Annotated in this window: 9 protein-coding genes; 4 read left to right on the top strand and 5 right to left on the bottom strand. The window is 38.2% G+C overall.

The features are described 5' to 3' along the window. Nucleotides 1-7: 7 nt before the first annotated feature. The 3 genes from DU508_RS22870 to DU508_RS22860 all read right to left on the bottom strand — a co-directional run bounded on the left by DU508_RS22870 (nucleotide 8) and on the right by DU508_RS22860 (nucleotide 4399). Entirely contained in the window at nucleotides 8-1396 is a 1389-nt protein-coding gene (locus tag DU508_RS22870) for an ammonium transporter (protein WP_115404993.1), read from the bottom strand. Between the two features lie 347 nt (nucleotides 1397-1743). After that, entirely contained in the window at nucleotides 1744-2691 is a 948-nt protein-coding gene (locus tag DU508_RS22865; RefSeq protein ID WP_115405029.1) for a TIGR01212 family radical SAM protein, read from the bottom strand. Between the two features lie 283 nt (nucleotides 2692-2974). After that, nucleotides 2975-4399 carry an APC family permease gene (locus DU508_RS22860; protein WP_115404992.1) on the bottom strand — a complete coding sequence of 475 codons (1425 nt, stop codon included), beginning with the start codon at nucleotides 4397-4399 and terminating at the stop codon, nucleotides 2975-2977. A 228-nt stretch (nucleotides 4400-4627) separates the two neighbouring features. Between DU508_RS22860 and DU508_RS22855 the strand changes: the two genes are divergently transcribed. The 4 genes from DU508_RS22855 to DU508_RS22840 all read left to right on the top strand — a co-directional run bounded on the left by DU508_RS22855 (nucleotide 4628) and on the right by DU508_RS22840 (nucleotide 10537). Then, on the top strand, nucleotides 4628-6874 hold the full coding sequence (locus DU508_RS22855) for a sodium-translocating pyrophosphatase (protein ID WP_115404991.1): 2247 nt from the start codon (nucleotides 4628-4630) through the stop codon (nucleotides 6872-6874). A gap of 131 nt (nucleotides 6875-7005) precedes the next feature. Then, the gene (locus DU508_RS22850; protein ID WP_115404990.1) at nucleotides 7006-8463 is read left to right on the top strand and encodes an amino acid permease; all 1458 of its coding nucleotides are present in this window, start codon (nucleotides 7006-7008) and stop codon (nucleotides 8461-8463) included. Nucleotides 8464-8555: 92 nt separating this feature from the next. After that, nucleotides 8556-9893, top strand: coding sequence for a porin (locus tag DU508_RS22845; protein ID WP_115404989.1), 1338 nt, complete (start codon nucleotides 8556-8558; stop codon nucleotides 9891-9893). A gap of 77 nt (nucleotides 9894-9970) precedes the next feature. Beyond that, nucleotides 9971-10537, top strand: a complete 567-nt coding sequence (locus DU508_RS22840; RefSeq protein ID WP_115405028.1) for a MarC family protein — start codon at nucleotides 9971-9973, stop codon at nucleotides 10535-10537. Between the two features lie 655 nt (nucleotides 10538-11192). On the opposite strand, the gene DU508_RS22835 is transcribed toward DU508_RS22840, so the two are convergent. Both DU508_RS22835 and DU508_RS22830 read right to left on the bottom strand, forming a co-directional pair. Beyond that, nucleotides 11193-12359 (bottom strand): RsmB/NOP family class I SAM-dependent RNA methyltransferase, encoded by a 1167-nt coding sequence (locus DU508_RS22835; protein WP_115404988.1) that lies wholly within the window; start codon nucleotides 12357-12359, stop codon nucleotides 11193-11195. Between the two features lie 23 nt (nucleotides 12360-12382). Beyond that, entirely contained in the window at nucleotides 12383-13594 is a 1212-nt protein-coding gene (locus tag DU508_RS22830; RefSeq protein ID WP_115405027.1) for a type 1 periplasmic-binding domain-containing protein, read from the bottom strand. Between the last annotated feature and the right edge of the window lie 12 nt (nucleotides 13595-13606).

Genomic DNA, 13606 nt, shown 5'->3' with positions numbered 1-13606 from the left:
AAAGTGGTTAGATTATTGTTTCAGTTAGTGGACTATTTTTCTCGATATAAATAGCTTTTTCCTCAACAAGCAATGTACCCTGAGAATATTTTTCATTATGTTGTGATTCATCAAGGCCCATTTCCTCTTCTTCTTCAGAAACGCGGATTGGCTGGATCAGGTTAATGAATTTGAAGATAATGAATGAAACCACGAAACTAAATATGACTACGATTACAGCGCCTTTAACCTGAGTAAAGAAAAATTCAGGGTTTCCATAGAATAAACCATCAGCACCTGAACTGTTAACCGTTTTAGTAGCAAACACGCCTGTTAAAATCATACCTACAATACCGCCCACACCATGACAAGGAAACACATCTAAAGTATCATCTAAACTTGTTTTTTGTTTCCACGAAACAACCAGATTAGAAATTACTGAAGCAAAAACACCAATGAATATACTGGAAGGGATACTTACGAAACCTGCAGCAGGAGTAATGGCAACCAAGCCCACCACAGCACCAATACAGAAACCTAATACGGATGGCTTTTTGCCTCTGGCCACATCAAAGAACATCCAGGATAAACCAGCAGCGCCGGCAGCGGTGTTTGTGGTTAAAAATGCAGAAACCGCAAGAGAGCTGGCTCCTAAAGCTGAACCGGCATTAAAACCAAACCAACCGAACCATAGTAAACCTGTTCCGATTAATACATATGGAATGTTAGCAGGTGGAACTTCTTTATGCTCCAGGTGAGATTTTCTACGTTTTAAAACCAGTGCGCCTGCCAATGCCGCCATACCAGCAGAAATATGCACCACTGTACCACCGGCAAAGTCAAGAACCCCCATTTTTAACAGAAATCCTTCTGCAGACCAGGTCCAGTGCGCTAAAGGCGAATAAACAAATATCGCAAACAATACAATAAACAAAATGTAAGAGGTAAATTTAATACGCTCTGCAACTGCTCCTACAACTAGTCCAGGTGTAATAATAGCAAACATTAACTGGAAAACTGCAAATAGCGATAGTGGAATAGTTCCCCACGCTGGTCCGGAGTTTACACCCTGGAAAAACAGATAAGTCTTAGGATTTCCTATAAACCCGCCAATCGTATCTCCGAATGCAAGACTGAAACCTACCACAATCCAAAGAACAGTAATTACACCGGCTGCGACCACACTTTTAATCATGGTTGATAATACATTTTTGCGATGAACCATACCGCCATAAAAAAATGCAAGACCAGGAGTCATTAAAAACACCAAAGCCGCCGATACTAAAACAAATGCAATATCAGGAGCACTGTAATTACCGTCATCGAAATTAGGAAGTAGAGGAATGAATAGGGCCGTAATCGCAACAATCATCAGGATCACGAACGGCGCAAACTGTTTTAAGGAAAATTTACTCATAGTTTTTAGTTTAATTTGTTTGTATTCACTTAATTATATTAATAATTCAATAATTATTTTGATAAAAATACAACATATTGTAACTTTTACACTATATAACATAAAAATTCTAACAAAAACCAGTGATTTTTATAAAAACATACAAAAAATTAATATAAAAATGCAATAAAACCAAAAAACGTATATTTTTTATACCCATTTTTAACAAAAACAAAATACTTGTTTTTAAGACAATAATATAATTTTATCTAATTTTTGAATGATATTGACATAAAAAACTTACTAAAAACAAAAAACCCATGGAAATTCATGGGTTTTTTAATTAAAAAAAATTTTTTTTAGAGAAATTACAATAAATAGCGAGATCCCTGGATCACACCTCTTTTTTCAATCTCTTTGTCAATATAGGTTTGAATAGACGATTTATTTAGTCCCCAATTAGGCGCAATTAGTAAATCCCAGTCTGAAATGCCAAAAAGTCTTTGAATAACAATATCCGGACGAAGTAGAGGAATCAACTCACAAAGTAAATCAGTGTATTCTTCCAGGGTAAAAAGTTTGAAGGGTTCCTTTTTGTACTTGGCGCCCATGATTGAACCTTCTACAATATGTAAATGATGGAATTTAACGAACTTAATTTGAGGAAAACGATTAATTTCATGAATGTAACCATGCATTTGTTCCCTCGTTTCCCATGGAAAGCCAAAGATAGTATGCACACAAAGATCGAGTTTGCTGTTTTCCAAAAGCTTTACTGCGGCCACAAATTCCCCGTGACTACAGCCCCTGTTAATCTGTTTCAGGGTTTCATCGTAGATAGACTCCATCCCCATTTCCAGATCCACATCAAAACGATCAGCATAACTCTCCAGCAAAGCAACCTTTTCAGCATCAATACAATCAGGACGGGTACCAACAGCAAAACCAACAATATTTTCAGTATCTACAGAAAGTGCTTCATCGTACATCATTTTTAAATAATGTGTTGGCGCATAAGTATTGGTATTTGGTTGAAAGTAAACAATAAACTTATCGGCTTTATAACCTGTTTTAGCCCTTTTGATTCCTTCTTCGAGTTGTTCTCTTATGGTTGGCATTTTACGGGATGGCTCTGGTGTGAAAGAATCTACATTACAATAAGTACATCCTCCATACCCTTTGCTCCCATCACGGTTAGGGCAGGTAAATCCACCATCTACGATCACTTTAAACACCCGCTGACCATGGTATTTTTCACGCAGATGCGTTCCATAATTCCTATATCCTTTAATACCTAAATCTACCTGTGTTCCCATTGCCACAAAAATACACAAATACATTTAAGTATAAGCTTTTGACTTTCAAGATTACAAACTGAGGTCATTTCCGAACATAAAGAAGAATACCTGAATGATAATATGCAGTCATCTATAGCATAAAAAACCGTTCAGGTTTTAAATCTGAACGGTTAAATCTTTCTTCTGGTCGGTGGCATACCAAACAGATTACCAATCTAAAACAGGCAGGTAATACACCAATCTGGGAATAGCACTACCAATGCATTTCTGGTAAACAACCTAATCTTAAAACCCTTAAATCTTACGAATCCTGATCCTCTTTAGGCTTACTTATATAATAAATAGGAATCCCAATCAGCATAATCGCAACACCCCAACCGCAGGTACTGGTTTTAAAAACCAATAACCCTATACAAATTGCAATGGCAACAAGAATATAAAATGCGGGTAGAATCGGGTAACCAAACGCTTTATACGGACGATCAGCATTTGGCATTTTTCTGCGTAAAATAAATATACCATATATGGTAAGGATATAGAAAATCATTACAATGATGATCACAAAATCCAATAAATCGCCATATTTACCTGTTAAACATAATGCTGATGCCCAAACACATTGTGCCCAGAGTGCCCAGCTCGGCACACTGGCTTTATTTAAAACCGCAGCTTTTTTAAAGAATAAACCATCCTTTGCCATGGTATAATAAACCCTTGCCCCTGCCATAATCAATCCGTTATTACAGGCGAAAGTGGAGATCATAATCATGATGGCAATGATATAAGTACCAATGCTTCCAAAAATCGGTTGGGCTGCGGCTACCGCTACCCGGTCATCGGCAGCTGTAGCAATTTCCTGCAATGGCAAAACCGCCAGATACATCAGGTTGGCCAGGATATAAATTACACTAACAATGAAAGTGCCTAAAAACAAACTTAAACCAACATTGCGTTCGGGATTTTTAATTTCGCCGGCAATAAAGGTCACCCCATTCCAGGCATCACTGCTAAATAAAGAACCTACCATCGCAGCAGCTATACCAGAAAGGAGTGCTTTCCCGGCTACATCAGCCCAAACACCTGCTTTAGGATCAAAACTACGCGTTGACCAGGCATCAGCCCAGTTTGCATTCCATATCTCAGCATTTGCAGCCAGTGAAAAACCAAAAATGATTAATCCGAAAAGAGACAGAATTTTGATGATGGTTAAAATGGTTTGCAAAATTTTACTGTCTTTTACACCTTTACTATTAATATATGTTAACAATATTATAGTGGCGATGGATACCAGCTGGGCAGCATTCAGTTTAAAGCTACCTCCATCATACAATATGTTCTTATCACTTAAGGGCGCATATAAATAAGCGGCAAATTTGGAGAAGGCAACACCTACCGCGGCAATTGTTCCGGTTTGAATCACAGCAAAGAAACTCCAGCCGTATAAAAACGCAATTAACTTGTTATAAGCTTCCTTTAAATATACATATTGGCCGCCCGCTTTTGGGAACATGGCACTTAGCTCGCCATAGCTTATCGCAGCAATAATGGTTACTACTGCTGTTAATGCCCAGATCAGGATTAACCAGCCTGCAGAGCCTACCTGCCTGGTTATATCAGCACTTACAATAAAAATACCTGAGCCAATCATCGAACCGACAACAAGCATGGTACCATCAAAAAGGCCAAGCGCTCTTTTGAACGTTTGGTCCTGAGGTTCTTTCTCCATAATTAAGTTTAGTTTGTGGCTAATTTATTTAAAAAAAAGAAAAACAAACCTGTTCTGGTGTATTATTTTAATCGAATAAAAAATATTCTTCCGTTTCCTAAATATTTAAGCTTAAGAAAATAAAATTATTATATTGCTAAACTAATAACTCAAACTGCAATATCAATGTTCTTTAAAAATGAGCGTGTATTAAGAACCTGATATAATGAACTAACCAAATATTTAACTATGGATTTTTTACAAAACAATTTAATTTACAGTATTCCGGCTTTGGGCCTTGTTGGAATAATTGTCATGCTGATTAAAAGCGCCTGGGTAAATAAGCAAGATGCCGGCGACAAAAACATGCAGGAACTTGCCGGCTATATTGCTGATGGAGCAATGGCCTTTTTAAAGGCGGAATGGAGAGTCTTAAGTATTTTTGCAATTTTTACTGCAGCCTTACTGGCCTACTCCGGAACAATAACAGAAATAAATGGTGTTCCGATGCATTCCAGCTGGATTATTTCCATTTCCTTTATTATTGGAGCTGTATTTTCGGCAACTGCCGGATATATTGGAATGAAATCTGCCACGAAAGCCAATGTGAGAACCACTCAGGCAGCAAGAACCAGTTTAAAACAGGCATTAAAAGTATCTTTTACCGGTGGCACTGTAATGGGGCTGGGTGTTGCCGGACTTGCGGTATTGGGTTTAGGCGGATTGTTCATCGTTTTCCTTCAACTATTTCATGTAACCAATGCGAATAGCGTGGAAATGAGAACAGCAATTGAAGTTTTAACAGGTTTTTCTCTCGGAGCTGAATCAATTGCTTTATTTGCCCGTGTTGGTGGTGGTATTTATACAAAAGCAGCCGACGTAGGTGCAGATTTAGTGGGCAAGGTTGAAGCCGGGATTCCGGAAGATGATGTTAGAAACCCTGCTACAATTGCAGATAATGTGGGTGATAACGTGGGAGATGTTGCGGGTATGGGTGCCGATTTATTCGGATCGTACGTAGCAACAATATTGGCCACCATGGTTTTAGGGCAAGAAATTACAGTAATAGATAAATTTGGAGGCATGTCTCCTATCCTGTTGCCAATGGTTATTTGTGGTTTGGGCATTATCTTTTCCATTATCGGAACGTGGTTTGTAACCATTAAAGATGAAAAATCAAATGTACAGAACGCTTTAAATTTAGGCAACTGGTCTTCAATCGTGATTACTGCGGTTGCTTCTTTTTTTATTGTGAAATGGATGTTGCCCGAAACTTTAAACCTACGCGGTTATGAGTTTTCGAGCATTAACGTGTTTTATGCAATTATAGTTGGCTTAGTTGTGGGCACGATCATGAGTATTGTAACAGAGTATTTCACAGCAATGGGAAAAGGCCCTGTAAACTCTATCATACAACAATCTTCAACTGGTCACGCCACCAATATCATTGCCGGTTTATCTGTCGGGATGAAATCGACTGTTATTCCAATTTTAGTTTTGGCGGGCGGAATTATGGCCTCATATCACTTCGCCGGACTTTATGGAGTGGCAATTGCTGCTGCTGGTATGATGGCTACCACTGCCATGCAATTGGCAATTGATGCTTTCGGACCAATCGCCGATAATGCCGGAGGCATTGCAGAAATGAGTCAGTTACCACCTGAGGTTCGTGAAAGAACAGATAATTTAGATGCCGTAGGAAATACCACGGCCGCTACCGGTAAAGGTTTTGCCATTGCATCGGCAGCATTAACCTCGCTGGCTTTATTTGCTGCATTTGTGGGTATTGCAGGAATTACTGCCATTGATATTTATAAAGCTCCGGTTTTGGCCGGATTATTTGTTGGCGGAATGATTCCGTTTATTTTTTCTGCGTTATGCATCCAGGCTGTTGGTAAAGCAGCCATGGACATGGTTCAGGAGGTTCGTCGTCAGTTTAGAGAAATTCCCGGTATCATGGAATATAAGGCTAAACCAGAATATGAAAAGTGTGTGGCCATTTCTACCAAGGCTTCTATCCGCGAAATGATGTTGCCAGGCGCCATCGCCTTAATCACACCAATTATCATTGGCTTTACTTTTGGCCCTGAGGTTTTAGGCGGTTTACTGGCTGGTGTTACGGTAACAGGTGTATTGATGGGAATTTTCCAGAGCAATGCCGGGGGTGCATGGGATAATGCTAAAAAATCATTTGAACAAGGCGTGATGATCAACGGGGAAATGTTTTATAAAAAATCAGAACCGCATAAGGCTTCAGTTACCGGAGATACAGTTGGAGATCCATTTAAAGACACATCTGGTCCTTCAATGAACATTTTGATCAAATTAATGTCGATTGTTTCACTGGTTATTGCACCTTACATCGCAGTTAAGGCTGTAACTAACGATCATCGTCAGGAAGTTCGTAAAGAAATCCGGATTGAGCAAAAAACAGATGCTTTAGGCAACACAATTACCGATACTTTAACCAATACGACAGACACTTTAACAAATTAGTTGTAAAATCATAGAGATAATAATACTGAAAGGGGGATTTTAGCAAAATCCCTTTTTCTTTTTCGTAATTTTTATTTAGGTTTACCGCTTATTATCATAAAATCAACAAACATAAAAAGACTAAACAAATTATGAATCTTAAAAAGCCTATTGATGTGCTTATAGCAGAATCTGCTGAAAGTGGCGAGGGAACGCTCAAGCGTACGCTGAGCAGTACCAGCCTTGTTGCTCTGGGTATTGGAGCTATTATTGGGGCAGGTTTATTCTCTTTAACCGGTATTGCTGCAGCTGATCATGCTGGCCCTGCTGTAACTTTATCATTTGTACTGGCAGCAGTAGGTTGTGCTTTTGCAGGATTGTGTTATGCTGAATTTGCATCAATGATTCCGGTTGCAGGTAGTGCGTACACTTATTCTTATGCCACTATGGGCGAGTTTATGGCTTGGGTTATCGGCTGGGACTTAGTATTGGAATATGCATTGGGCGCCGCTACGGTTGGTGTTTCCTGGTCGGGATATTTTAATAAACTATTACATGAGTTTGGTGTTGAAATGCCGCTCTATTTAACAAAATCATTTGCAGAAGCTGATGGCGGAGGGATCAATCTTCCTGCTGTGGTAATCGTTTCCTTACTTTCATTAATGTTAATACGGGGTACAAAAGAATCCGCAAGCCTTAACAATATCCTGGTGGTAGTAAAGGTGGCTGTTGTTATCCTGTTTATTGCACTTGGCTGGAAATTCATCAATCCAGCTAACCATACTCCTTATATCCCGGAAAATACTGGCGTAAAGGGAGAGTTTGGTATTTCAGGAATTGCTGCCGGTGCGGCTTTGGTATTCTTCGCGTTTATTGGCTTTGATGCCGTTTCTACAGCAGCTCAGGAAGCTAAAAACCCACAAAAAGGGATGCCAATCGGTATTTTAGGTTCATTGGTGGTATGTACAATACTTTACGTGTTGTTTGCCCATGTAATGACTGGTTTAGTGCCTTTCAGCATATTTAAAGGTGATGCTTCTCCTGCTGCGACAGCATTTAAAGTTACTGGATACAGTTGGTTACAAATGGGGCTGATTATTGCCATTTTAGCGGGTTATACCTCTGTTATATTGGTAATGCTGATGGGTCAGTCAAGGGTATTTTATACCATGTCAAAAGATGGATTGTTGCCTAAATTCTTCAGCAGTATCCACTCTAAATTCAGAACACCATTTAAAACCAATATATTCTTTATGGTATTTGTGAGCATATTCGCAGGATTTGTTCCGGTTACAGATTTAGGTCATATGGTATCTATAGGAACCCTGTTCGCTTTCTCATTAGTTTGTATCGGTGTAATGTTATTGCGCAAAACTGATCCTGACAGACCTCGCCCTTTCAAAACACCATTGGTTCCATTCGTGCCAATTATGGGTGTAGTTGTTTGTGTGTATTTAATGTCATCACTACCACTGGAAGCATGGATCAGATTAGCGATCTGGATGGCTTTAGGTATAGCAATCTATTTCTTCTATGGCAAAGGGAATTCAGTACTGAGAAACAAGGGAAAAGTTGTTCAACCAGTCGATCCTCCTAAACCAGAATTGTAATTAATATTTAAAGCCCCGGTAATTCGGGGCTTTTTTATGCCAATAATTTTGCAAAAGATTTAATTGATCTACCTTTGCAAAAATTCCTTACAATGAACCATTGTCTATCATCGATCAAGAATAAATATATTGTGGTGCTTTCCATCTTATTGATCATTTCTTCTGAGGCCTTTGCCCAAAGAACAATTAATGATGTGATGGACTCAACAACGGTTAACCATTTATTAATCATCTCTAAAAAATATGGCTCATTATCTTTTAGCGGATATTTACAGCCACAATTTCAAGTTGCGCAATCAAACGGAACACTGGCTGAATATCAGGGAGGAAATTTTGGAGAATATACCAATAATCGGTTCAGGTTAAGAAGGGGGCGATTAAGAGCAGACTATATGATGCTGGATGAGAAAGGAAATCCATCCACTTACTTTGTATTACAATTTGATGGAACAGAACAAGGCGTAGCCATCAGAGATTTCTGGGGTCGGTACTATGAGAATAAATGGAAAATTCTTTACGTTACATTAGGTCTTTCCGGTCGCCCGTTCGGAAATGAGTTACAACTGTCATCATCGGTTAGGGAAGCTCCGGAACGTGGACGGATGTCGCAAATTTTAATGAAAACTGAACGTGATTTAGGTGCAACATTTACTTTAAATCCCCGATGGCAGGATGCTGCATTAAAAAATATTGTGCTCGATTTGGGAATCTACAACGGACAAGGTTTGGCTGGTCCCGGAGAATTTGATAATAGTAAAGACTTTATTGCCCGGCTGAGTCATAAAGCATATGAACTAAAAAAAATGGGCTTATCAATCGCCGGAGGAATAAGCACCTTGCAGGGCGGACTAAACCATCGCTTGCCTCTGAGTTACAAAATGGAAAACACAGGTGGATCATGGGCCATGGTAAAAGATTCTTCCAGCACAACCATTAACAAAGTAGCCCCACGCAGATATTACGGAGCAGATATACAACTGGCCACGTTAACAAAAAGCTGGAAGTCGGAATTCAGGGCTGAAGTCATTTCTGGTTTACAATCTGCAACCGCCACCACCTCAACAACTCCAGGCTCCTACCCTGTTGATAGTAAATCTGTAGCACTTCCATATTATACCCGAAATTTTAACGGCGCGTATTTTACCTTAGTGCAAACACTAAACAGTACAGATAATCAGCTGATCTTGAAATATGACTGGTATGATCCGAATGCAAAAGTGAATGGAATGGATATTTCAGTAAATAAAGGACTAACAGCAGCCGACGTTCGGTTTGATACTTTTGGATTTGGATTTTTACACCATTTCAACCCTCATTTTAAAGCTGTACTTTATTATGATATTATCAAAAATGAATCAACCCAAATACCAGGTTACACAGATGACAGAAAAGACAATGTATTAACATTAAGAACGCAATTCCATTTCTAATAAATGGTTTGATAATGAGTATTTAATACAAATTGCCTTACCTTTGATTAAAATTGTTCCCTATGAAATTCGATTTTATGAAGTTTGACTTTACGGAGATTCTATCAACCACAATGGTACTCTTCGCTATAATAGATATTTTGGGCGCAATTCCGGTTGTGATTGAACTTCGTAGAAAAGCCGGACATATCGAATCTGAAAAGGCATCATTGGTTGCTGCAGGTTTAATGATCCTGTTTCTTTTCTTAGGAGAATCATTACTTAAAGTAATTGGCCTGGATGTAGAATCTTTTGCCATTGCAGGCTCTTTTGTGATTTTCTTCATTGCAATGGAAATGGTTTTGGGCCTTACTATTTTTAAAGAAGAAGCGCCTGAAACGGTTTCAATTGTACCATTGGCATTTCCTTTAATAGCAGGCGCCGGAACGATGACCACATTGCTTTCCTTAAAAACAGAATACCATACCCAAAACATTTTAATAGGAATTCTCCTCAATATTCTTTTTGTTTATTTCGTTTTGAAGAATACCAATAGGCTGGAAAAACTTTTCGGCAAGTCAGGCTTAAACATTCTGCGTAAAGCATTTGGTGTAATTTTATTAGCTATCGCCATTAAATTATTCAGAAATAATACCGGGTTATAATCCCTGGACGGTGGCATACCGAACAGATTACAATTGAAAAAGCTTGGTAAGCCACCAACCTTGAATTTTTAATCTGTAACAAAAATTTCGTATATTGATCTAAACAGAAAGCTATACTATGAACAGCTTTGAAGAATATACTTTAATTATCGGGGCAATTGCTGTTTTAATAGAGGCAGTTAAATACCTTAAAAAGAATTTCAAATCCTGGTTTGAACACGTATAGATTTTGCCTAAAATATCAGTATTTCTTGTCAATTGAAAAAAGTTGATAAGCCAACCTTGCAATAGAATTAAACTTCCCAATATCATTTATAAGCAACCTGATCTTAAAATCATATCATCCTACAAATCATGGCTAGTCTTTAGCCTTCCTGTCCCTATCAGTAGCGCACCAAACAGTTTATCAATCGAAAAAGGTTGATGAGCCGCCAACCAGCGAATAGCATTCTCCTATATCATTTTTTGCAAGCAACCTGATCTTAAAATCATATCATCTTACAAATCATGGCTCGTCTTTAGCCTTCCTGTTCCTATCAGTGGCGCACCAAACAGTTTATTATCAATCGAAAAAGGTTGATGAGCCGTCAACTGTGAAATAACCTTCTGAATATCATTTTTATAAGCAACCTGATCTTAAAATCATATCATCACATCATAGCTTGTCTTTGATCAATCTTGCCACAAACATCGTATCGGCATTGTTCTGGTATCCTTTAATCAATTCCATTTTTTCCAATGTTAACGGTAGTGTATCTAACAAATGCTCGATTACCGCTTCATTTTCAGCTGCAAAAGCTGAACAGGTAATATAAATCAGAGGTTTCCCTGGCTTTAAATATTTAATCACGTTGGGCACTATTGCTTTCTGTATGGTAGCGAACTGATTAATCTTACGCTCCTCAAAAAAACTAAGCATTTCGGGTGTTCTGCCCCAGGTGCCTGAGCCCGTACAAGGCGCATCCAATATTATTCCGTCAAATTGATAGTGATGGAGAATCTGATCATTGTTTTTTAGCAGATCGAGTTCCTTTTTATGATATTTCTTAATGCCAGCCAAACGAAAGCGTTCATCTAAATTCATCAGCACAGATTCTCTTAAATCGGTAACCAGCAGCTCAATAACCGGCTCCATACTATGAAGCAAAAGTGTTTTACCTCCAGAAGCTGCACAGCAATCCCACCACTTATCCCATTTATTCGGTTTAAAATAATTACCGGTGTATTGTGAAGAGAGATCCTGAACCTGGTAAGATCCTTCGTTCAAGATCGTTTCCAGTTTTGTTCCATTAGGTAAAGCCAAAGCCACTTCCGAAACCTGATTTACTCCTATCCCTTCATTTTTAAGTTTCGTTGCTATGTTTTTTGCCTCCTCAGCTGCTACTCTGATAAATAAATCCGGCTGTTTAAAAAAAGAAGTAAAAAACGCTTCCCGGTCTAAACCTTCTGATAGATTTGCATGAAAAGGATAAACGTCATCCAGAATAAAATCCGGGTATTTACCTTTAATCAGGCTTAGTTTTTCAGCTAAGGGGCTTTCGGTCTTTTCCTTTAAATCCGGAAAGTTCTTTTCTACTACGGCGCTTAAAGTGTCGTGACAAAGAAAATCAGCCACGCATAGTCTTTCCTCATTGCTTAAATTTGGAAGCGCTTTACCCAATCTGAAGAAGCTGTAAACATGTCTGGTAGCCCATCTCCTATCAGAAGAACCCATTTGTTTGTGCTGTTTAAAATAGCCTGGCAGGAAACGATGCAAAGGCAAATTGCCATCATAACTGATTAGAATCTGTTCAAAGGCCCTTAACTGATGATCAGCTCGCATAGAAAAAAGAAAATATTTTTAAATTATTCGACAATGTTCAATGCGAAGTTTTTATATTTCAACAGCATCAAACTGGTGTTAATATAACCTAATTTTTCATCATGAATAAATGAAAAATTATTGTGGAGCCCTTTATACTTATCCTTTGTAATGTAATCTCTGTAATCTTCACCATAAAGAGATAATAACCTGCCGAAGTAGAAACCAACATCGAAACCTTTATAAGCATACTCTCCTGGTTCAAAACCGTATTTATATCGGTATTTCTTAATGAAAGTAATTACATCAGCACTTTTGTAATCTATTTTATAAGAGGAACTGATAATGGTATTTAGTGCCTGTACTTTCTCTGTAGGATAATTTTGTTTTACCCAGTTCGGATGTCCGAAAAGGTTGATGTTATACCCACCGGATGGAAGGTTTTTTAACTTGAAAAGCTTTTCAATGGTGGGCAAAACAAATGCCCGGTCTGAAGAGGTTATCACAACAGCATATTGCTTTCCTTTAATCATTTTCGTTTCAAATGTATAAGCAGAAGCATATTCCTGAACAATGAAACCGGTATTGCGTTGCAAATATGATCTTATGGGCGATGCAAACTGTTCGTCTTCTGTTTTTTTAGGATTGATTAATACCACAATTGTACTTGCAGTATTGTAGTTTTTAGCAATATATGCAGCAATCTTTTCTCCATGAAGATCAATGTTGTTGACAATCGAGATAAGATTCGGATTATTAAATTCAGCCGGACTCGAAGCAGCCAAAGGCGAAACGATTGTTAGATTGTTTTCTTTAGCATAGTTAGAAATAAATTTCTGTCCATCAGGAAACACAGGACCAACAATCAGATCACTTTGCCTAAACCGGTCATTTTTATAAAGCAATGAGATATGAGCATGATCATCCTGAGTATCAAAAACACTTAGTTTAAAGTTTTGTCCTGATGTTGCAGCTGAATCCAATCCCAATTTAAAGCCCTGATAAAAATCAATAGGCATTGCATATTTTTCAATATCAGATTTAGTGGCCGTTTTTAGGTTAAGTTCATTAAGCTTGAATGGTATGAGTAATGAAATTCCCGCCTGATTAAACTTTTTTGTTGCCTTTTTTTCAACAGGTTTTTCTTTTTCTTCAGGTTTGGCTGTTTCAGTTTTCGGCGTTCTTATTTTAGGCGAACAAGCACCTAAAACTAATGTAAACAAAACCAATATCCAGTAAATCCTTTTAAAATTCATACCTATCATTTT

Source organism: Pedobacter chinensis, assembly GCF_003339865.1.
Taxonomy (GTDB): Bacteria; Bacteroidota; Bacteroidia; order Sphingobacteriales; family Sphingobacteriaceae; genus Pedobacter; species Pedobacter chinensis.
Note: the sequence above shows the minus strand (reverse complement) of the source record. Positions and strands in the feature narration are given on the sequence as shown.